The sequence below is a fragment of the Bacillus cereus group sp. MYBK101-2 genome (assembly GCF_051918845.1).
In the GTDB taxonomy this organism is placed as follows: domain Bacteria; phylum Bacillota; class Bacilli; order Bacillales; family Bacillaceae_G; genus Bacillus_A; species Bacillus_A paranthracis.
The window spans coordinates 324,485-343,169 of record NZ_JBQAIE010000002.1 but is presented as its reverse complement, the minus strand read 5'-3'; the positions used below and the strand labels follow the sequence as shown (position 1 = coordinate 343,169).

Genomic DNA, 18,685 nt, shown 5'->3' with positions numbered 1-18,685 from the left:
TTTATTTATAATAATTAAAAATTCGTCCAGATGCGATATCTGCAATTTCTTCTGGAATAAATGTTTTACTTATATCAGTACCGACATTTAATACGGCTGTAGCATCTTTCTCAATACTACTAAATAATTCTTTCCCACGTATCGTAATAAGGGGTGTTCCTTCTGGCAACACGTCTTTTACAAATTCCATTTGTGTAAAGAACGGAACGATCCATCTACCCTCTCCTTGGAAATGACGCAAACGAAGTATCCCTTCTGTTGCCCCTTCCTCTGCTTCTAGTGAGCCAGCAACATAAAACTCAGTAGATAAGAGCAATTCATAAAATTCCTTTTGCTTTTGTTTGTCATCCCCTGCTACAACAAGTACTTCTTCTATTCTCTTTACCGGAATTTGCTCCATATGATGCCACCCCTATTTTCAAAATAATTGTACTTAAATTATACGAAATATTCTTATTTTTTTCTACATAATTCGCAATTATTTTCTTAAAATAATTTTAATGCTAATTGAAATGCCTTTTGTACATCAATTATAATAAGTGCTATTTGATTATTCATCATTTTCTCCTTCTTTCGGCTGCAATTGAAACAGAAAACCCAATTGTTGTGACGCAGTAATAAAACAAATATAAGCGCAAAGCTCTACAATTTCTTTTTCCGTCCAGTATTGTTTCAACACACGAAACATATTGTCATCTATCGCTTGTTTATCATGAACAAACGTATGTGCAAAAGTAACGGCTACACTTATTTCCTCTACTTTTTGCATATCATCAGGCCTTCCCTTTGCCATACAGTACGGACATTCATTCCCGTAAGCTAATGTTCTTCTTACTTGCTCCTTCAACTCTGCCGAGAGAGTTCCTTTACTATACAATGTATTCTCTACCATACTCCATGAATGTAATAACTCTGGATTATGCCCTAATAACTTTTGAAACTTTGTATTTCCCACATTTGATAATGAAATTCTCTCCATCATTTCCCCTCCTATTTCCTTCTATTTTATTGTAAAATAAATAAAGTTCACTTTACATTTCATATGAATCTTAATTTATATTTTTCCTTTACAAAAATTATTATTTTACTGGAGGTATATTTACAAATGCAACTAGACCGTGTTGATCGAAAAATTTTAAATGAATTATATAATGATAGTCGCCTTTCCATGCGTGAATTGGCGAAACGAGTAAACTTATCTGCTCCGTCTACTGCAGAACGTGTTCGTAAACTCGAAAGTGAAGGCGTGATCCAAAAATACACAATCGATATCGATTATAAAAAAGCAGGACTTGTTTTAGACTGTATTTTAGAAATCACTTTAAAAAACGGTGATACAACACGTATGCAACAGTTTATTCAGTCCTATCCATCTGCAAGTTTTTGTTACCGCGTAACAGGAAGCTTATGCTACATTGTAAAAATTTCTGTTCCTTCACTCGTTGAACTTGAAGAATTTATTAATGATGTTTCTTCATATGCAACGACTGTTTCTCATATCGTATTATCAGAAATATCTCTTACTCCTGATATTGAACATATCTTTCCAGAAGATTAATTAATTTTTATTCATAAAATATATAAAAACCCCTTACAATAAGAATAAAAATAATATATTATGTATTAAAATACATATAGTTCGAGAAAGGGGCTTTACATTGAAAATCTGGTTTTATGAAAAAACGGCACAATTAGATGACTTGCTTGGCATTTGGGACAATGTTCCGACTATCCCTCGAATTGGTGAAAAAGTTGAGATTTTAAAAGCAGTCCGCACTGTTACAGATATTAAATATGTAAAGAACGGCAATAATTTTCGTGTGGAAATTATCACAAAGTAAAAAGTAGCTCACAAGGAGCTACTTTTTACTTATCTATCATGCGCTTTCTTTATAACGATTTTATCGTCTTCTACAGATACTGTTACATAATCATTTTCTTCTAACCCGAGCTTATTTACAGCCTCATCTGGTAGCTCTACAGCCATCAATCTATCTGTTACAATCACTTGACTATACACTTCATTTTCTTGTGATGCACTCACTACTTTTTCCTCATTTATGAAGCGCACTGGTGGCACACCCACTTCTTTTACCGTACGCCATTGTTTCCAAACGTAAGGAATTAACCAAAGTAATCCAACAACTGTAAGACCGATACCGATCCATACATTACTTTGCGCTTGTAATTCAGGAATTGAAATTGCGCTACTCTCTTCTCCGCCAACAAATTGCATACTTGTTGCAATGAAATTATTTAAAGCGTGTACAGCGATATTCGTCCATATATTTTGTGTCTTTATGTATAAAAGACACATAACAACACCAAACATGAACGCACCAATAACATCAAAATGTCCTAAGCCAAAAATAATGGAAGATATAATGACAGCTTTTTTAATCCCCCATTTATAAGCCATTCGCTGTAAAAAGAAGCCTCTAAAAATAACCTCTTCCATAATTGGTGCTAATACACATGCTGAAACGAAAGTAAATATCGTCATATATATGTTACTCGTATTAATAACAGTTCCGTCTTCTAACATAGTAACTAAGAAATTCGGTAACGTATGTGCTAATATGTAAAATTGAATATGAGATATACCAACTGAAAAAATCATTCCCATTATCGTTGCTAATACAATTAATCCCCACGGTAAACGTCCTGGTTTATCAAAAAAACTATTAAATACAATATTATTTTTATTTGTTTTTACGTATAACCAAAATAACGGAAATAGAAAAAATAAAGTTATTTGTGAAATAACCTCCATCGTATTCTCAGAAACATTGGCTAGACTTAATGGGATCATCGTAAGGAACAATCCTATAATCATCCATCCAAAAAAGCTGCGTAGTCTTATACGTGAAAATGCATAGTGCACATAGAACACCTCCAAAGGTAGTAAAAGTAAATGGTGTGATAACTAAATTATAATATGAATATAGTTGAAGTTCTTCCTATTTTTCTCAAATACTTTCGGACAATATATATAGTAATCATTCTTTTCTTCCAGTTGAAATATACAAGAAAGTTATGTAATAAAAATCCCCGTTTTTACAAGCGGGGATTTCTTTTATTATAATACGTCACGTTTCTGGAATAATGCACCTGATGCTACAAGTAATACAACAAAGTATACAGCTACAAGTAATAAGGAAGTTGTAAATGTAAACTCTGTAAATGTAGGTTCCGCTCCGCCGCTTACTAATTTATTGCTATCGTACACACTTAAATTTAAATGGAAAAACACTACAAACTTCGCTACACCTTTTGCAAACATCATTAACATCATATTAATTGCTCCTTGTAAGAAGAAGAGGAACATCGTAATAATTAATGGTAAGACAGACTTTCTAAATACGTTCGCTAAGAAAAATGCAAGTGTCGCAAAGAAGAGCGGTGAAAGTACTTGATATACAGTAGATTTCATTACGATTCCTAACGTTAATTCTGTTTTACTACCATCCATTACGATTCCGCCGATAATCATTGAAATGATCATGTTAGCAAATATGATAAATACTATAGTAAGTAATACTGTAATATATTTAGAGAATAAAACTGTCATTCGTTTTCTTGGACGGATTAATAGCTGCTTAATTGTACCTTTTTGAAACTCATCCGTAATCATACGAGAAGCAATCGTAATTCCAAAAATTGTTGCAAACAAAGTAATTAAACCAATCTCTGAACTTGCAAAATCTAAATAGGATCCTTTAAATTCAGTTCCGTCTCCCCATTTCAGCATCGCTAAAACTCCCAAAATCTCCAATACTGCAATAACACCAATTAAAATATACATACCTTTTTTCGCATGCAACTTTAAAAATTCATTTTGAATTAATTTCAACATTACGCTTTCACTCCCCCTGTAATCGCTAAGAACTCGTCCTCTAACGTTTTATTTTGAACAGTAACTCCGTATACAAGCACATCGTCATTCACAAGTTTCTTTACAAGTTGTGGAATTTCTTCTTTCGTTACAGATACTACAATGACATTTCCTTGCGCCTTACCTTGAACGATTTCATTTGCTTTCTGTACTTGATCTACTTCAAACGCTACAACTACTGTCTCATCATGTTTTGCTTGTTCATGTAAGTTGTACTCTTGTACAAACTCACCTTGCTTAATAATAACGACGCGATCACACATGAGTTCAATTTCACTTAATAAGTGACTTGATACGATTACAGCAATATTCTCTTCTTTCGCTAAACGTTGTAAATAATCACGAATTTGACGAATACCAGCTGGATCTAATCCATTTGTCGGTTCATCTAAAATTAAAATTTTCGGCTGATGAAGTAATGCCTGTGCAATTCCTAAACGCTGTTTCATACCAAGTGAATATGTTTTCACCTTTTTATGAATCGCATGCTCTAGTTCAACAAGCTTTACAATCTCAGCAATGCGCTCTTTACTAATTGGTGTAATGGCCATGTTCGCAAAATGCTTTAAGTTTTGCATTCCTGTCATATAATCATATAGTTCAGGATTTTCTACAATTGCTCCAATTTGCTCTAGTGCCTTTTCACGCTCCGTGCGAATACTATGACCACAAATTGTAATATCGCCCTCTGTCATTGAAATAAGACCTGTCATCATACGAATTGTCGTCGTTTTACCACTACCATTCGGTCCAAGGAACCCGTACACTTCCCCTTCGCGAACTTCAAATGATAAACCGCGAATAATTTCCGTTCCACCAATCCTTTTTCGAACATTCTCCAACTTTACTACTACGTTTCCCAATGCCGATTCCTCCTTTAGACTTCTAGTTTTTTATCGATTATGCGACCTGTTATATAAACAAGTAGAATAAATATTCCTATAGAAAAACTAAGGCTATATAAATTCATAAGTTTTTCCGGATAGAGCAACACATCCGCCCCTGATGATTCATCTATATATACTAATTTTTTTATTAAAGGTGCAGTAGGTGCAAGACCACCCAACATTCCATATATAGTACCTAATAATTTTGTTACTAGTAAAAATAAGAAAAATATAATTGGATATTTTAACTTCTTCTTTTTCAAAGAAAACACTTTAACGCTTGCTACTGAAAAAAGTAATACTAGCAATATGCTAGATAAATTAAATACATATAACATAGTACTAAAGAGGTGCTTTAGTGGATTGAATACACTTTGTGTAAATAATACTTCATAGAGCTCTGTACCTTTTATTATTTTCATAGAAATACCATATAAAAAAATAGAGCCTATTAATTCAAAAATAAGTAAATAAATCACAGCATATAACAATATTGCTAAAACAATCTTTTTACCGGATATCGATGTTAACCGAAATAATGTGCTTTCAGTCATTTTTCCAAATGCAGACACCGCCTGAATAACTATCATTGCTAAAAAAGTTATATATACTAGAATAACGAAACTAACTATAATTGTTTGTCTTACTTCTCCTGATTCTTGCTTAATATAATTTCCCAAACTTACGAAAGCTACAGCGACAACGAATATAAATGATAACAAAGAAATAATTATTTGCTTTTTATTTATATTGTACATATATATTAAGCTCGGCTTCATCTACTAAACACCTCCTTAAACACCTCTGTAACAGCTTTTCCTCTCTGAAAACGCAACTCTTCTACATTTTCATACAATACAATTTCTCCATCTTTTAAAAAGATCACTTCATCAAAAATATTTTCAACTTCATTTATTAAGTGCGTCGAAATTAGTATCGTACAATCTTCGCGATAAAACTGTAAAATAAGTTCCAGTACGTGTGCCCTAGAAATGAGATCAATTCCGCCTAGTGGTTCATCTAGTACATATAACTTCGCTTTCCGAGAAAACGTTAAAATAATTTGTAGCTTTTCAACCATCCCTTTTGATAAAGCTGTAATTTTTTCTTCTAACGGTATTTTAAATTCCGCAACCGTATCTACCGCTTTTTGAATATCGAAGTCTTTATAAAAATCTCGGTAGAAAAATAAAAAATCTTTTACCGTCATCCAATCATCAAATACTGGTTTATCCGACATAAAAGAAACAATTTCTTTCGTTTCTAATCCTACCTTTTGACCAGCGATTGTAATGCTACCTTCAGAAGGGTGCTGCAGACCAGCAATCATTTTCAATAACGTCGTTTTCCCGCTCCCGTTATCTCCAACAAGCCCTATAATTTTCCCTTCAGTAATCTCTATGTTTAATTCACGGATCACAGCTTTCAATCCGTACCTCTTCCATAAGTTTTCTATTTTTAATAACTCTGTCATTCGCTCTCCTCCCTTTTCTCATGTAATGAAGAACGAAGAATTGTAACAATTTCTTCTTCTGAAAAACCTAAATTGTCCATTCCATCTATAAAAGAGTGAAGTAATTCTTTCGCCATCTCTTTTCGCAGCTCCATAATTTTCTCCCCTTCATTCGTTACATATCGTCCCATTCCTCTACGCGTTACAACAACTCCATCTCGTTCTAGCTCTTGAAATGTACGCTGAATCGTATTTGGATTTACTTGTAATTCACTCGCTAATTCACGTACAGAAGGAATTTTATCACCAGGCAATAAATGTCCTGTTACGATTTCTTTTTTTATGTATTCCATTACCTGAATGTAAATTGGTGTATTTGGAGAAAACACTATTTTCATTTCTTCCCTCCTTTTGTATCGGTGTACTAGTTAAATAATACACTGATACAAAAGGATTGTAAATACCCATTTACTTACAAAAAAATTCTATCCGTTAGCTAGATAGAATTTTTCAAACAGAAATCGTTATAAGAAAATAATAGTGTTATGTAAACAAAACCATAAAGAAAAGCTGTCTTATCAATGAATAAGACAGCTTTTCTTTATGATCATATATTAAAAATTAAACACGAAGTCATCATCAGATAACTTTTCAACGTTCGTTGCTTTTACGTAACCATTTCCTTTTACAGAGAAGAAATCATGGTTTTTCGTATCTGTACGTAAACCATTTAAAACGATTGGGTTAATTTCTTCCTCTTCAAACTTCGGCTCAAGTCCTAAGTTCATAAGTCCTTTATTCGCATTGTAACGAACGAAACGATTTACATCTTCTACAAGACCGATAGAAGTGTAAATTTCTTCTGTGTATGCCATTTCGATTTCATATAGTTCCATTAATAACTCTTGCGTTTCTTTTTGCACTTCTTGTTGATCTTCTGCAGAAAGTTCCGCGAAGATTTGTTGTGCTAAAATACCGACGAATACGCCGTGAATTGACTCATCACGAATTATTAAGTTAATAATCTCACCACTTGCTGTTAGTTTTCCTTGACCAGCTAAGTAAAGCGGATAGAAGAATCCACTATAGAATAAGTAACTTTCTAAGAACACACTTGCTACCATTGCCATGTATAACTCTTTTTTCGTCACTTCAGGTTTTAATAAACGACGATAGTAACTCGTAATAATACCAGCCTTTTTCTCAAGTAACGGATGAGTATCTACCCAGTCAAAAATCTCATCGATTTCTTCTTCAGTAGCTAATGTTGTAAAGATATGACTGTAACTCTTCGCATGTACTTCTTCCATTGCACCCATGAAAGCTAATACACTCTTCGCTTGTAAATTTTCAAGATGAACAAGTACAAGTGGCATCCCTTCGCCGCCTTGTTTCGTATCTAAAAGTGTTAAACCACCTAATACACGCTTATAAGCAATTTGCTCTTCTTTTGATAATTGCACCCAAGTATTTTTGTCAGAAGACACCGCGATTTCTTCTTCTGTCCAAAACTGAGCGATGTTTTGCTTCCAAAACATTAAACTAAAATCATCTTCTTTTTTGTTCCAGTTTACCGCACGCATTCAATCGCCCCTTCTCTAAATAAACATGAAAAATTGATAACTGAGCATGAGCAGGGTTCAGAAAACCCTGCTCATCATGTCTTAATTTTTATATTAAACAGTACAAGCCACACACTCTTCCACGCTTAATTTACGTGTTCTCGTATAATACAGACTCTTTAAGCCTTTTTTATGTGCATAGATGTAGTAACGTGCTAATTCACGTGTTGAAATATCACTATTAACGTAAAGAATTGTACTAATCCCTTGGTCAATATGTTCTTGAATTTCTGCGATTAAATCAATTAATTTAAACTGATTCATATCGTAAGAAGATTTATAGTACCAGAACGTATCTTTTGATAAATACGGCATTGGATAATATGTTGTCGCATTCGCATACGTTCTTGATTCGATTTGACTTACGATCGGCATTACGCTTGAAGTTGCATTTTGAACGTAACTGATTGATTGTGTCGGAGCAATTGCAAGACGATATGAGTTGTATAAACCATTCTTCTGCACTTGCTCTTTTAAACTTGTCCAATCTTCTTTTGTCGGAATATGAATTCCTTCAAATAGTTGCTGAACTTTTTCAGTTACTGGACTATAATCTGTCGTTTCATACTTTTCAAAGTATGTCCCATTCGCATAATCAGATTTATCGAAGTCTTTAAATGTTTCGCCTTTTTCTTTAGCGATTTCCATACTTTTCTCAATAGAGTAGTAATTTAACATCATAAAGAATGTACGAGCGAACTCTTTCGCTTCTGCACTTTCATAAGCGATTTTATTTTTTGCTAAATATCCGTGTAAGTTCATTGCGCCAAGCCCAACTGAATGAAGCTCATCATTTGCTTTTTTCACAGTTGGTGCATTCGGAATGATCGTCATATCAGAAACAGCTGTTAAAGCTTCCATTCCCGCATGAACTGCTTCACGAATTTCTTTATTTTCCATTACATTTACGATATTTAACGATCCTAAGTTACAGTTAATATCACGACGGATAATGTCATCTGTACCGTAATCATTTATTTCAGAAGTTTCTTGTAGCTGGAAGATTTCTGTCTCGAATGTTCAACCGAGTTCGCTATTCCTCAGTCCGTTGCTCATGCAACTGCTGTATGTCACCATACAGGACAGACTATATCATCACCTACAGCATTACCTGATTAGGTGCTCCGCTTTTCGAACGCCAATCGCTTGCGCTCTACTCCCATAAGGGATAGTCGTTAGGCTTTTACTTATCTTAATCTTTCAGAAAGTCTCTTATTACTTTATGTTGTCCCATAACTCTGCTATACAAAATAATAAGATACATTCTGAACTTTTATATTTTCATTCTAAGATAAGATTTAGCACGGTAGGTTACCTCAAATTTGAGGCTTTCCCCGTTTAACGGAGTTTTCGACTAGCATTTCTACTAGAAGGTGCTACATATTTAACACAAGTTCGACATCTTCACAGTTCCAATATCCTTCAGTGGATGTTGATTATTTGCATTTGATTTAAACATTAAGTACGGATAACCCGACTCAAGCTGAATCATAGCAATTTTAATAAGCATATCACGTGCACTAATATCTAGCGGCTTCTTCTTCACTTTTGGATTGCTCATTAATTCATCGTACATTTCATCGATATCAATGTCATCTAAATGCTTTCCGTATTCTTTATACACCGTATAAGGCGCGAAAACATGGAAAGGTTCGTTTTTCTCAGCAAGCTCAAAGAACTTACTTGGAACGATAATTCCGATTGATAGAGACTGAATACGGCTCTTCTCATCGGCATTTATTTTTTTCGTATCAAGGAATTCAATAATATCCCAATGGAAAATGTTTAAGTATACTGCGCCAGCACCTTTTCGTTGGCCAAGTTGATTCGCATATGAAAACGAATCTTCAAGTAATTTCATAACAGGTACTACACCACTTGCAGCGTTGTCGATACCTTTAATTTGCTCACCGCGTGCGCGTAGCTTAGATAAGTTTAAAGCTACTCCTCCGCCGATTTTTGATAATTGCATTGCAGTATTAATGTTAAAGCCGATTGAATTTAAGCTATCATCCATCTCTAACAAGAAACAAGACACCATTTCTCCTCTTCTGCTTCTTCCCGCATTTAAAAAGGTTGGTGTCGCTGGTTGGTAGTTTTGTTTGACAATCATGCTTGCGAATTGTTTTGCCTTCGCAACATCACCGCGTCCTAAGTATAATGACACAATTGCTACACGATCTTCATAGCTTTCTAAGTATTGTTTTTGATCATTTGTTTTTAACGCATAATCTTTGTAAAACTTAGATGCTGCCATATAAGATTGGAACTCGAAGTTTTCACCATAAGCGATGTTATATACCTCTTCTACTTCCTCCAAGTTATACTCGTCCAGAACGTTGTAATAGTAATCATGTTCTTTCATATACTCCATTCGCTCTGCCACGCTATTAAAATGAACGGTATTCTCTCTAGCTTCTTCCATAAAGACTTCTAATGCCTCTTTATCTTTATGAAGCTGATAAAAACCGTCCTGCATTTGCGTGATTTCATTATTCAGTTCAATGTGTCGCAATCTCCCGCACCCTTTCCTTAAAATATTCTACATCGTTATTTGTTCCTGATAACTCAAATTTTGATACAATAGGCACTTCATATTTAGCAGAAATTTTGTCAGCACTTGCACCGAACATGTCTCCCCAGTTACGATTGCCGCTTGCAGATACGCCTTTTAATTTTTCATTATTGCGCTCTAAAAATTCTAAAACACGTTCTGGTACATTGCCAAAACCTGTTGTATACGTAATTAAAATAAAATCTTCATCTATTACTAGACCTTCACCAATTTGAACGGCCGGCATATTTAATTTGTGGATGAAACGCTTCACGTTTCCTGTCATAGAATCATATGCAACTAACATTTCCGACCCTCCCTTTTCAATCTATACTCTCTGTATGTTGTTTCTTGATTTCTCTATATATTGTATTACGTTTCAAAATAAGACACAAGATATATGTATAAATTCTTTCTTTTTTTAACTTTTACTTTTCGACAAGACCGTCGATTTTTTTCAATACAATGACTATGAAACAACATTCTAAAACTCATGTCAATAAAGTGCTTTTCAAAAAAGTTGTCAACGAATTTAACCTTATTTTTAAAAAAGTTAACAATATATTTTGTCATAAAACGGCAAATGCTGGAGGAATATATTTCTCCAGCATCACGCAAAAAAGAACAGACATGAAACGATAATCTGTTCTAAAAAACGATTACATTTATCAACTTTACTTTATTAAATATTATACATATACTTTCGATTCGCGTTACATACTAAAAGATAACTATTATAGAAAAAGATTATTATTATTATGGAAATTCAAGTTATTTATGAAAAGATTATGCAGAGTGCTCAATACGCAAAATATCTTTTACAAATATATGATGTGGATTTTCATCTTTATCAATCATTGTACATACAGGAGCTTCTTCATCAAAGTACACAATCATTCCTTCAACGTACTGACATGTATGTTGAACTTGTACAGTTACTTTAATTTCTACAGCCTCTTCATATGCTCTTTTTATTTTCTGAAGCATTTTTGTCGAACACTTTCGTTTCTCTGGATACATGACCATCCCCATAAATCGATTTCCGGCTCTATCTTTCCACATATAATCCCAATGCGGTAATATGCCTTGTTTAAAATCGCCCATAAGTCTCCTCCCTATATTCTTTTAGTTACGAACGTGGCGTTTCTGAATATGTATAAATGACCTGTCCGCCGCGCTGTGCGTTACCAATGAAATGTTTAAAGTCTTCTCGATTTACTAAAACTTCTCTGAACGTATAAAATACATCTTTTGTAACAACATACTCCTTTATTTCACCATTTTTCAGCTGATCCAAAATTGTATTTGCTAATTCTTTATCCATGTATTTCACCTCTATGCAATATTTTATTTTATCTTATATTCTATAGGTCAACAACTGTAAAATTATCCAGATGCTATACCTTCATTTCATTTTCATTATTTTTCAAAAGATATCTCTTTAGTATATGTCCACTAAATATCATATACTAACATAGCTACTTCTCTATATCAAACATTTCGACATTCAATTATGCAAAGTTTCACACCGCTATGCTACAATATATGAATAGAACTAGGAGGGATACTATGATTCGGAAAGCAAAAAAGACAGATGCGAAACTGGTAGCACCTTTATTGTATAACGCTCTGCACGAAATTGCTGAAAAAATCACAGGTAGCACAGTTGAGACAGAAGTATTACTAGGACTTGAAACATGGTTCTCAAAAGAGAAAAATCGACTGAGCTATGAAAACTGTTTTGTATATGAGCAAGACGGGGATGCAGTTGGAGTTATTGTCGCTTATCACGGTAGTGAAGCAACAATGCTTGATGCACCAATCGTACATCACTTAAGAGAATTACATAAAGATGAATCGATTACGTTAGAAAAAGAAGCTGAACTTGATGAATATTACATTGATACTTTATCCGTTTCAAGTGCACATGGCGGAAAAGGAATTGGTTCTAAATTAATTGAAGCTGCTGAAATCCATGCAACTGAAAAGGAGCATGAAAAAATCGCATTACTTGTTAATTTAGAAAACAAACGTGCCTATTCACTATACGAAAAACTAGGTTATAAAAAAGATCAGATCGTTATGCTTGTAGGCGAACCTTATGCACATCTCGTAAAACGATTGAACATCAAAATTTCTATATCTTAAAAAAAGCACACGATTTATATAAATCGTGTGCTTTTATGTTAAATTCGTATTTAATACATTTCCATTCATCGCCTCATGAAACGTATATGTTGTACATCCCCATGGCTCTCTGTGCAAAATAGGAGAACCAGACCATCCCATCGCTCTCAGTTCGGCACCAATCATTCCATTCACATAATTATGACCTACAAGAGCAATACTTCCATGTACGAGAGCGTAATCATGTAATAAGTAGGCCGCTTGTCTTGCCCTCTCTCTTACTTCCTTGTAGGACTCAACATCTTTATGGTAACCAAGTATCCATAATGTTCGTCCGATAAACATCCATACGTTAGGCTTGCATTTTATCCACTTCGGAGCATAAAAGCTCGTGGGAACTGCAGCTTCTCTAAAGAGAGGATTTTGTATAAACGATAAAGAATCCATTAATTCAGCTGCTGACTGTACAGCACACCGTTGATCACTTGATACAATCAATTTTGCTGCCTCAACCGCTTCTCTTGTTTCCATTGGTATAGGTGCTTTTTCTGTTATAGTATGTAAGTCATATCCTTTCATCCATTCATGAAAGGATGTAACCGTCATTGGTTCTATAGTACGATTTAAGCGACCATGACGAATAAAAGAAATCTTCATTCTTTCCACTCTCCATTCATCACTTACGAACTCTATTATGTACTATTTTTACATATCATACCACGCAAAAAAAGAAAGTTATACAACTTTACATATCCCCCCCACTCTCATGTGTGACCCCAGCATGTATCCCATCCATCCCATCAAAATATGTAGTCGTTTCATGATGACGAATCTTTTTTAAATTTATATAAGAAAATACAAATAAAGTTAATACTATAACACTCCCCACAAATTCAAACATCATTTTACCGCCTCTAATTTCTCCCACTTTAGTAGGTTGTTGTATATTTTTATTATACCCCTATATAAAGATGTCTGCATTTAAACCTTTCTTTTTTTCTAATAACGTGACATATTTGCATATTTTCTTACAAAAAGTGAATATTTTTCGAATTTTTACTTTGAAAACATTTACAAAACAGGAAACATAGTTCAAAATAAAGGAAAATAAAAAATCCCAAATTATTCTTTTTTGGAAAAACTGTAACAAGGAGAGTTGCTTATGCAGATCGCAGAAACTGGAGATATCATTGAATTTAAAGGTGGAATGCAAGGCCGTGTTCAAAAAGTAAATCAAAACTCTGTTATTGTGGATATAACAATTATGGAGAATTTTAGAGAACTAGATATGGAACCTCTTACAGTTGTTAGTCATAAAAACTATACTGTCATTAATCAAAATGCATAATATAATAGAAAGAAAGGATCTGTATAACATACAGATCCTTTCTTTCTATTATATATTAACGATTATCAATTGTTTCTGGATATAGATCATGGTTCATCATGCGGTAGTCTGCCATTTTTTCATACTTCGTTCCTGGGCGACCGTAGTTACAGTAAGGATCAATTGAAATCCCTCCACGTGGTGTGAATTTACCCCATACCTCGATGTAACGTGGATCCATTAATTTAATTAAGTCATTCATAATAACGTTCATACAATCTTCGTGGAAGTCACCATGATTGCGGAAACTAAATAAATATAGTTTTAAAGATTTACTCTCTACCATTCTTTGTTCTGGAATGTAGCTAATATAAATTGTCGCAAAATCTGGTTGGCCTGTTTTCGGACATAAGCTTGTAAATTCAGGACAATTGAATTTTACAAAATAATCACGGTTTGGATGATTATTATCAAAAACCTCTAAAATTTCTGGGCTATATTCAAATAAATATTTTGTATTTTGATTTCCTAATAATGTTACATCTTTTAAATCTTCATCTAATCTTCCTGCCATTTTAAACATCCCTTCTCACTATACTCCGCGTTTATTTCCCCATACTAACGCATGAAGCTGCGGCAATACTTTTGCATTATTCATTTCTTTACGGTTAACCGCTTTTTCAATAAGCCACTCATACTTATCTAATAACTTTTTAATCAACATCGTATCATCCACAGTTTTTGTATCATCATTCCCTACTTGTAAGAAAAATGGTACATCTGGATAACGTTCGTGCATCTTAACTGCATACTCAAAATCATAATCGTCAAATACTACTACCTTTAAGCTAATATCTTTTCCTGCTAGCTTCTGAATCACATCATCTAACTTCTGAAAATCAGTATTCATCGTCGAACTCGGTGGTTTTGGAGAAATCGTTATTTCATCAATTTCAAGTAACCAATCTTGCCATTTGCTCCCTTGCGTTTCGATTGCCGTTCGCATTCCATTCTCTTTTAATATAGAAAGAAGAAACTCAATATTTTTCAGCAATGCCGGATTTCCACCTGAAATCGTAACATGAGAAAAATTTTCGCCACCAATTTCTACAAGCTCATTCCAAACGTCTTCTGCTGTCATCTGTCTAATTTGATCTTTAGCCGATCCATCCCACGTAAAAGCAGAATCACACCAAGCACAGCTATAATCACAGCCAGCTGTACGGATAAACATCGTCTTTTGTCCTACAACCATTCCTTCACCTTGAATAGTCGGACCAAATATTTCTAAGACCGGAATTTTACTCATCGAGCATCCACTCCCGTCTTACTTCCGCATAACTAGTTGGCGTCTCAAACAGACGAACAAATTCAACACGAGCTCCTTTGTATTCGTTCGCACGATTATCTTTTGTTAACGCCTCTGCCATCTTTTCATAAATCCAAACGACCATATTTTCAGCAGTTGTATTCATCGCTGGTAACGTTTCGTTTAAATAACGATGATCTAAATAAATTTCTATTTCATTCTTCCAAATTTCTTTTATATCTCCAAAGTCAATTGCAAGACCTATTTCATTTACATATCCACTAATCCCAAATACAACTTTATATGTGTGACCATGTAAGTTTTTACATTTCCCTTCATAACAGTGTAAATGGTGTGCTGCATCAAATGTAAATTCCTTGCTGACCATTACTCTTTTATTATGATATTTGAGCTGTTTACGCTGAATATCCTTGTCCATTTTTTGCAAATTTTCTACGATGCGAAATCCAAAGAAATTATCCATTAGTTGCTCGCTCCTTCGCGTTCTTGTAGGTACGTATCTAATCCTGCTTTACGAAGTTGACATGCTGGACATTCACCGCAACCATCACCAATGATTCTGTTATAACATGTTAATGTTTTTTCTCGAACAAACTCGAATGCTCCAAGTTCATCTGATAATTTCCATGTTTCCGCTTTATCAATCCACATAAGTGGTGTATGAATTACAAACGGATAATCCATAGATAAATTTAAAGTAACGTTTAACGATTTCACAAACACGTCACGGCAATCTGGATAACCACTAAAATCAGTTTCACATACACCCGTTACAATATGACGTGCTCCAACTTGTTTTGCTAATACAGCAGCAAATGATAAGAACAGTAAATTTCGTCCATCTACAAACGTCGATGGTAATTCACCTTCTTCATGTGTAATCTCCATATCCGTTCTCGTTAACGCATTTGGAGCAAGTTGATTTAATAGACTCATATCTAGTACTGTATGTTTAATTCCTAGCTCTTTTGCAATTTCCGCTGCACAATCAATTTCTAGCTTATGACGTTGATTGTAATTAAACGTTACAGCCTCTACTTCTGCAAACTGCTCTATTGCCCAAAATAAACATGTCGTACTATCTTGTCCTCCACTAAAAACAACAACTGCCTTTTCTTTTTTCATTTCACTCATTCTCCTTCTCTACTACGAATAAGAAGAAAGAACGTTCTTGAACTGTCACAATAAAAAAACAAAACAATACCTAAAGATATTGTTGTTTCCATAGTTTTTTATAGAGGGAGTTCGCGAACCTCTCCCGCGCATTGCACGGAATTCCTTCTTTCATTGACAAAGCTTATTGTAACATATTGTATACTACCAGAAAAAATTTCTGATTTTTCCGCTATTTCTCATTTCATTTCTTTCATTTTATAGTATGATTAATTTACTATAAGAAGAGAGGAGGCATCCCACTGAAATCCTTTATTATTTATCTCTTTCTAAATATATTATTCATCCTTGTTACAATGCTCGTATACCATTTATTTTGGAATCAAAAAGGGAAACGCTCTCCTAAATTAAATTCAGCTATATTTATTGTATTATGCTGCCTCGTTACTATACTATGTATCACTTTCGCAGCAAAAACAAATTATGGATTTCAATTTGATATGCGTCATATCGTATTAGTTGTCGGTACATTAACCGGAGGTCCTATTGCTGGTGGATCAATATTAGTTGTATTAAATATATATCGCTTCTTATTAGGAGGAATAGGTGTTTTCCCATCGCTTATCGGTTCTATCCTTCTATTTATTGTTCTACTATTTACATATAAATTTTTCAATCGAACTTCTAATCGTATAAAAATAACACTCGCTATTATATACAGTCTCACATACGGATTGAGTTGGATACCTTTCTTCCTTTCAAAGGTTACAAATAAGACTGATTATATACCACATATTATTGTGTATGAGTTATGTACGATACTTGGTACGATTCTTATTTTATATTTACTACACATATTACAAACTCAAGTTCGTCTCCAAAACGAACTTATGAATGCTGAAAAATTTCATTTAATTGGCGAAATGGCAGCGTCCATCTCTCATGAGATTCGCAATCCATTAACTTCAACGAAAGGATTTTTGCAACTTTTACAATCAAATACATGCACTGAGGAGGAGCGAAATTTATATATTGACATAGCCATCAACGGAATCGAACAAGCAAATCACGTTCTTACAGATTATTTAACCTTTGCAAAACCAAGTATTGAAAAAGAACAAACATTACAGTTAGAAGAAGAACTACTGCATGCATTATCGTTAATTACACCGCTTGCTAATTTAACAAATGTGCGTACACATTATATAAAACAAAGTACTTCTTTTTTTATCGCGGGAGAAAAACAAAAACTAAATCAATGTTTGTTAAATATTTTAAAAAACTGCATTGAGGCCATGCCAAAAGGCGGTGATCTTTATTTCACATTAGTTCCTGATCATAAGCATATTCAATTATATATAAAAGATACAGGAGTTGGTATGGATCAAGAACAAGTAAAACGTCTTGGATCCCCTTTCTACTCAACAAAAGAAAAAGGTACTGGTCTTGGAATGATGGTCGTATTCAGCGTTGTGCAAGCTATGAATGGAAAAATTGATATTATAAGCGAAAAAGGTACTGGTACAACTTTCTTATTAACTTTTCCACTCATACAAAAAACGTGATGAAATACTCATCACGTTTTTTCTGTTCCTTCAACTAATTCAGCAAAAGCTTTCACTTTTCCATGTGGTTTTTGATTTTCTTTACGTGCTTTCCAAGCGCGCTCTTCTTCTTTCTTTTTCTTGGACATACTTTTCAACTCCTTCTTTTCTTTCTCTCTGTAGTATTCCAAAATAAGAAGAAAAACTATGCACATATGAAAAAGAAGTGGTCTCCCACTTCTTCCTAATTATCGCTGTAAAATTGCGTGTTTCGCTTCTTTTAACTGCGTAAGATGTCTTTGTTCATGCAAATCAAGAAATTGAACCCACTGATACAAATTCAAATCATTAAAAACAGGATGCTTTAATCCATTTTCAAATAGGTCTTTTTCATCTATAACGCTATGAAGCGCATGTAATAGTTCTTGTCGTGAATGTTCTAGTAATTGGATTCCTTGCTGTTTTTTCATTAGCGTTTCTGTTGGTTTCATTTGCTGAGGAGCTTCTCGTTTATGTGTGCGATCCAGCGTAAGTTGGAGGTCTTTAAATGGAGTCGTGTTTCTTTCATTTTTTTGTAAGGCATATACAAGGGCAGACGTGACAGATTGTTCAACTAAATGCAAGTGATGCAAAATTTGAATAATACTCCATTTATCACGACGTGGCTTTACATTCACTTCTGTATCATTTAACATTTCAATTTCTGACAATAGCGTGCTTCGGGTAGACTGTAATGAGCTCACCAAACTTTCTAAACTCACATCCATATTAGATTGAAGCATACTTCTTTCCCCCCTTTTGTTGGTGAAAAGAGGTGCCCCTTATTAGAAACA

General features: G+C 34.1%; 26 protein-coding genes, 1 pseudogene and 1 riboswitch. Of the genes and pseudogenes, 5 read left to right on the top strand and 22 right to left on the bottom strand.

The window, feature by feature from the left end:
* Position 1 precedes the first annotated feature (1 nt).
* Both ACTFSI_RS07060 and ACTFSI_RS07055 read right to left on the bottom strand, forming a co-directional pair.
* The gene (locus ACTFSI_RS07060; RefSeq protein ID WP_000435209.1) at positions 2–400 is read right to left on the bottom strand and encodes an SseB family protein; all 399 of its coding nucleotides are present in this window, start codon (positions 398–400) and stop codon (positions 2–4) included.
* Between the two features lie 150 nt (positions 401–550).
* A complete protein-coding gene (locus ACTFSI_RS07055; protein WP_000439766.1) occupies positions 551–979 on the bottom strand; it encodes a carboxymuconolactone decarboxylase family protein in 429 nt (142 codons plus the stop codon).
* A gap of 126 nt (positions 980–1,105) precedes the next feature.
* Between ACTFSI_RS07055 and ACTFSI_RS07050 the strand changes: the two genes are divergently transcribed.
* Positions 1,106–1,558 carry an Lrp/AsnC family transcriptional regulator gene (locus ACTFSI_RS07050; RefSeq protein WP_001175495.1) on the top strand — a complete coding sequence of 151 codons (453 nt, stop codon included), beginning with the start codon at positions 1,106–1,108 and terminating at the stop codon, positions 1,556–1,558.
* Between the two features lie 100 nt (positions 1,559–1,658).
* Positions 1,659–1,841 (top strand): DUF3913 family protein, encoded by a 183-nt coding sequence (locus tag ACTFSI_RS07045; protein ID WP_000707103.1) that lies wholly within the window; start codon positions 1,659–1,661, stop codon positions 1,839–1,841.
* 29 nt (positions 1,842–1,870) lie between these two features.
* Here the strand turns inward: ACTFSI_RS07045 and ACTFSI_RS07040 are convergent, their stop codons facing one another.
* From ACTFSI_RS07040 to ACTFSI_RS06985, 12 genes and pseudogenes are all read right to left on the bottom strand, one after another.
* Positions 1,871–2,884: a CPBP family intramembrane glutamic endopeptidase gene (locus ACTFSI_RS07040; RefSeq protein WP_197225704.1), complete on the bottom strand. Its 1,014-nt coding sequence runs from the start codon at positions 2,882–2,884 to the stop codon at positions 1,871–1,873.
* Between the two features lie 195 nt (positions 2,885–3,079).
* Positions 3,080–3,856: an ABC transporter permease gene (locus tag ACTFSI_RS07035; protein ID WP_138322276.1), complete on the bottom strand. Its 777-nt coding sequence runs from the start codon at positions 3,854–3,856 to the stop codon at positions 3,080–3,082.
* Positions 3,856–4,758 (bottom strand): ABC transporter ATP-binding protein, encoded by a 903-nt coding sequence (locus ACTFSI_RS07030; RefSeq protein ID WP_000528824.1) that lies wholly within the window; start codon positions 4,756–4,758, stop codon positions 3,856–3,858. The genes ACTFSI_RS07035 and ACTFSI_RS07030 overlap by 1 nt, the downstream gene beginning before the upstream one ends.
* A 14-nt stretch (positions 4,759–4,772) precedes the next feature.
* Entirely contained in the window at positions 4,773–5,561 is a 789-nt protein-coding gene (locus ACTFSI_RS07025) for a hypothetical protein (RefSeq protein ID WP_000804803.1), read from the bottom strand.
* The gene (locus ACTFSI_RS07020) at positions 5,558–6,256 is read right to left on the bottom strand and encodes an ABC transporter ATP-binding protein (RefSeq protein ID WP_138322277.1); all 699 of its coding nucleotides are present in this window, start codon (positions 6,254–6,256) and stop codon (positions 5,558–5,560) included. The genes ACTFSI_RS07025 and ACTFSI_RS07020 overlap by 4 nt, the downstream gene beginning before the upstream one ends.
* Positions 6,253–6,633 carry a GntR family transcriptional regulator gene (locus ACTFSI_RS07015; protein ID WP_000706234.1) on the bottom strand — a complete coding sequence of 127 codons (381 nt, stop codon included), beginning with the start codon at positions 6,631–6,633 and terminating at the stop codon, positions 6,253–6,255. The genes ACTFSI_RS07020 and ACTFSI_RS07015 overlap by 4 nt, the downstream gene beginning before the upstream one ends.
* A 216-nt stretch (positions 6,634–6,849) precedes the next feature.
* Complete coding sequence (gene nrdF / locus ACTFSI_RS07010; protein WP_001203038.1) at positions 6,850–7,818, bottom strand: class 1b ribonucleoside-diphosphate reductase subunit beta; 969 nt, start codon at positions 7,816–7,818, stop codon at positions 6,850–6,852.
* A 93-nt stretch (positions 7,819–7,911) separates the two neighbouring features.
* Positions 7,912–8,862, bottom strand: a complete 951-nt coding sequence (locus ACTFSI_RS07005; RefSeq protein WP_074543497.1) for a ribonucleotide reductase — start codon at positions 8,860–8,862, stop codon at positions 7,912–7,914.
* Between the two features lie 382 nt (positions 8,863–9,244).
* Positions 9,245–10,372 (bottom strand): annotated as a pseudogene (locus ACTFSI_RS07000) (ribonucleotide reductase N-terminal alpha domain-containing protein); the annotation flags it as partial.
* Positions 10,359–10,718 carry a class Ib ribonucleoside-diphosphate reductase assembly flavoprotein NrdI gene (gene nrdI / locus ACTFSI_RS06995; RefSeq protein ID WP_440045304.1) on the bottom strand — a complete coding sequence of 120 codons (360 nt, stop codon included), beginning with the start codon at positions 10,716–10,718 and terminating at the stop codon, positions 10,359–10,361. The gene nrdI and the pseudogene ACTFSI_RS07000, both read right to left, overlap by 14 nt.
* A gap of 479 nt (positions 10,719–11,197) precedes the next feature.
* Positions 11,198–11,515, bottom strand: coding sequence for a hypothetical protein (locus ACTFSI_RS06990; protein ID WP_000502211.1), 318 nt, complete (start codon positions 11,513–11,515; stop codon positions 11,198–11,200).
* 25 nt (positions 11,516–11,540) lie between these two features.
* Entirely contained in the window at positions 11,541–11,735 is a 195-nt protein-coding gene (locus ACTFSI_RS06985) for a hypothetical protein (protein ID WP_000356683.1), read from the bottom strand.
* A gap of 245 nt (positions 11,736–11,980) precedes the next feature.
* On the opposite strand from ACTFSI_RS06985, the gene ACTFSI_RS06980 reads away from it, so the two are divergent.
* Entirely contained in the window at positions 11,981–12,559 is a 579-nt protein-coding gene (locus ACTFSI_RS06980; protein ID WP_000619528.1) for a GNAT family N-acetyltransferase, read from the top strand.
* A gap of 33 nt (positions 12,560–12,592) precedes the next feature.
* On the opposite strand, the gene ACTFSI_RS06975 is transcribed toward ACTFSI_RS06980, so the two are convergent.
* Both ACTFSI_RS06975 and ACTFSI_RS06970 read right to left on the bottom strand, forming a co-directional pair.
* Positions 12,593–13,195, bottom strand: a complete 603-nt coding sequence (locus ACTFSI_RS06975) for a hypothetical protein (protein ID WP_000703125.1) — start codon at positions 13,193–13,195, stop codon at positions 12,593–12,595.
* 88 nt (positions 13,196–13,283) lie between these two features.
* The gene (locus tag ACTFSI_RS06970) at positions 13,284–13,439 is read right to left on the bottom strand and encodes a hypothetical protein (RefSeq protein WP_070807279.1); all 156 of its coding nucleotides are present in this window, start codon (positions 13,437–13,439) and stop codon (positions 13,284–13,286) included.
* Positions 13,440–13,700: 261 nt separating this feature from the next.
* Between ACTFSI_RS06970 and ACTFSI_RS06965 the strand changes: the two genes are divergently transcribed.
* Positions 13,701–13,886 carry a YkvS family protein gene (locus ACTFSI_RS06965; RefSeq protein ID WP_001165081.1) on the top strand — a complete coding sequence of 62 codons (186 nt, stop codon included), beginning with the start codon at positions 13,701–13,703 and terminating at the stop codon, positions 13,884–13,886.
* Positions 13,887–13,941: 55 nt separating this feature from the next.
* On the opposite strand, the gene queF is transcribed toward ACTFSI_RS06965, so the two are convergent.
* From queF to queC, 4 genes are read right to left on the bottom strand one after another with little or no spacing between them, the layout of a single operon-like run.
* Positions 13,942–14,439 carry a preQ(1) synthase gene (gene queF, locus ACTFSI_RS06960; protein WP_064476718.1) on the bottom strand — a complete coding sequence of 166 codons (498 nt, stop codon included), beginning with the start codon at positions 14,437–14,439 and terminating at the stop codon, positions 13,942–13,944.
* Between the two features lie 18 nt (positions 14,440–14,457).
* Positions 14,458–15,174, bottom strand: coding sequence for a 7-carboxy-7-deazaguanine synthase QueE (queE, locus tag ACTFSI_RS06955; protein WP_138322278.1), 717 nt, complete (start codon positions 15,172–15,174; stop codon positions 14,458–14,460).
* On the bottom strand, positions 15,167–15,658 hold the full coding sequence (gene queD, locus ACTFSI_RS06950) for a 6-carboxytetrahydropterin synthase QueD (RefSeq protein ID WP_000368412.1): 492 nt from the start codon (positions 15,656–15,658) through the stop codon (positions 15,167–15,169). Before queD ends, queE begins: the two co-directional genes overlap by 8 nt.
* Positions 15,658–16,320, bottom strand: coding sequence for a 7-cyano-7-deazaguanine synthase QueC (queC, locus tag ACTFSI_RS06945; protein ID WP_440045303.1), 663 nt, complete (start codon positions 16,318–16,320; stop codon positions 15,658–15,660). The genes queD and queC overlap by 1 nt, the downstream gene beginning before the upstream one ends.
* Positions 16,321–16,413: 93 nt before the next feature.
* A riboswitch (PreQ1 riboswitch) is annotated at positions 16,414–16,457 on the bottom strand.
* Between the two features lie 207 nt (positions 16,458–16,664).
* Here queC and kinB point away from each other — a divergent pair.
* Positions 16,665–17,873, top strand: coding sequence for a sporulation sensor histidine kinase KinB (kinB, locus tag ACTFSI_RS06940; protein ID WP_138322279.1), 1,209 nt, complete (start codon positions 16,665–16,667; stop codon positions 17,871–17,873).
* Between the two features lie 11 nt (positions 17,874–17,884).
* On the opposite strand, the gene ACTFSI_RS06935 is transcribed toward kinB, so the two are convergent.
* Together ACTFSI_RS06935 and ACTFSI_RS06930 are read right to left on the bottom strand one after the other, a co-directional pair.
* Positions 17,885–18,001, bottom strand: a complete 117-nt coding sequence (locus ACTFSI_RS06935) for a DUF6254 family protein (protein ID WP_000038254.1) — start codon at positions 17,999–18,001, stop codon at positions 17,885–17,887.
* A 99-nt stretch (positions 18,002–18,100) separates the two neighbouring features.
* Positions 18,101–18,634, bottom strand: a complete 534-nt coding sequence (locus ACTFSI_RS06930; RefSeq protein ID WP_000941979.1) for a DinB family protein — start codon at positions 18,632–18,634, stop codon at positions 18,101–18,103.
* Positions 18,635–18,685: the final 51 nt, after the last annotated feature.

What these genes read in the sequence shown, in the direction of transcription:
- nrdF (WP_001203038.1), bottom strand. Translation starts at nt 7,818, where the DNA reads ATGCGTGCGGTAAACTGGAACAAAAAAGAAGATGATTTTAGTTTAATG.
- ACTFSI_RS06935 (WP_000038254.1), bottom strand. Translation starts at nt 18,001, where the DNA reads ATGTCCAAGAAAAAGAAAGAAGAAGAGCGCGCTTGGAAAGCACGTAAA.
- queD (WP_000368412.1), bottom strand. Translation starts at nt 15,658, where the DNA reads ATGGATAATTTCTTTGGATTTCGCATCGTAGAAAATTTGCAAAAAATG.
- ACTFSI_RS06975 (WP_000703125.1), bottom strand. Translation starts at nt 13,195, where the DNA reads ATGAAGATTTCTTTTATTCGTCATGGTCGCTTAAATCGTACTATAGAA.
- ACTFSI_RS06930 (WP_000941979.1), bottom strand. Translation starts at nt 18,634, where the DNA reads ATGCTTCAATCTAATATGGATGTGAGTTTAGAAAGTTTGGTGAGCTCA.
- ACTFSI_RS06970 (WP_070807279.1), bottom strand. Translation starts at nt 13,439, where the DNA reads ATGTTTGAATTTGTGGGGAGTGTTATAGTATTAACTTTATTTGTATTT.
- ACTFSI_RS07055 (WP_000439766.1), bottom strand. Translation starts at nt 979, where the DNA reads ATGGAGAGAATTTCATTATCAAATGTGGGAAATACAAAGTTTCAAAAG.
- queF (WP_064476718.1), bottom strand. Translation starts at nt 14,439, where the DNA reads ATGGCAGGAAGATTAGATGAAGATTTAAAAGATGTAACATTATTAGGA.
- nrdI (WP_440045304.1), bottom strand. Translation starts at nt 10,718, where the DNA reads ATGTTAGTTGCATATGATTCTATGACAGGAAACGTGAAGCGTTTCATC.
- ACTFSI_RS07015 (WP_000706234.1), bottom strand. Translation starts at nt 6,633, where the DNA reads ATGAAAATAGTGTTTTCTCCAAATACACCAATTTACATTCAGGTAATG.
- ACTFSI_RS06985 (WP_000356683.1), bottom strand. Translation starts at nt 11,735, where the DNA reads ATGGATAAAGAATTAGCAAATACAATTTTGGATCAGCTGAAAAATGGT.
- queE (WP_138322278.1), bottom strand. Translation starts at nt 15,174, where the DNA reads ATGAGTAAAATTCCGGTCTTAGAAATATTTGGTCCGACTATTCAAGGT.
- ACTFSI_RS07035 (WP_138322276.1), bottom strand. Translation starts at nt 3,856, where the DNA reads ATGTTGAAATTAATTCAAAATGAATTTTTAAAGTTGCATGCGAAAAAA.
- ACTFSI_RS07020 (WP_138322277.1), bottom strand. Translation starts at nt 6,256, where the DNA reads ATGACAGAGTTATTAAAAATAGAAAACTTATGGAAGAGGTACGGATTG.
- ACTFSI_RS06980 (WP_000619528.1), top strand. Translation starts at nt 11,981, where the DNA reads ATGATTCGGAAAGCAAAAAAGACAGATGCGAAACTGGTAGCACCTTTA.
- ACTFSI_RS06965 (WP_001165081.1), top strand. Translation starts at nt 13,701, where the DNA reads ATGCAGATCGCAGAAACTGGAGATATCATTGAATTTAAAGGTGGAATG.
- ACTFSI_RS07060 (WP_000435209.1), bottom strand. Translation starts at nt 400, where the DNA reads ATGGAGCAAATTCCGGTAAAGAGAATAGAAGAAGTACTTGTTGTAGCA.
- queC (WP_440045303.1), bottom strand. Translation starts at nt 16,320, where the DNA reads ATGAAAAAAGAAAAGGCAGTTGTTGTTTTTAGTGGAGGACAAGATAGT.
- ACTFSI_RS07025 (WP_000804803.1), bottom strand. Translation starts at nt 5,561, where the DNA reads ATGAAGCCGAGCTTAATATATATGTACAATATAAATAAAAAGCAAATA.
- ACTFSI_RS07050 (WP_001175495.1), top strand. Translation starts at nt 1,106, where the DNA reads ATGCAACTAGACCGTGTTGATCGAAAAATTTTAAATGAATTATATAAT.
- kinB (WP_138322279.1), top strand. Translation starts at nt 16,665, where the DNA reads ATGCTCGTATACCATTTATTTTGGAATCAAAAAGGGAAACGCTCTCCT.
- ACTFSI_RS06990 (WP_000502211.1), bottom strand. Translation starts at nt 11,515, where the DNA reads ATGGGCGATTTTAAACAAGGCATATTACCGCATTGGGATTATATGTGG.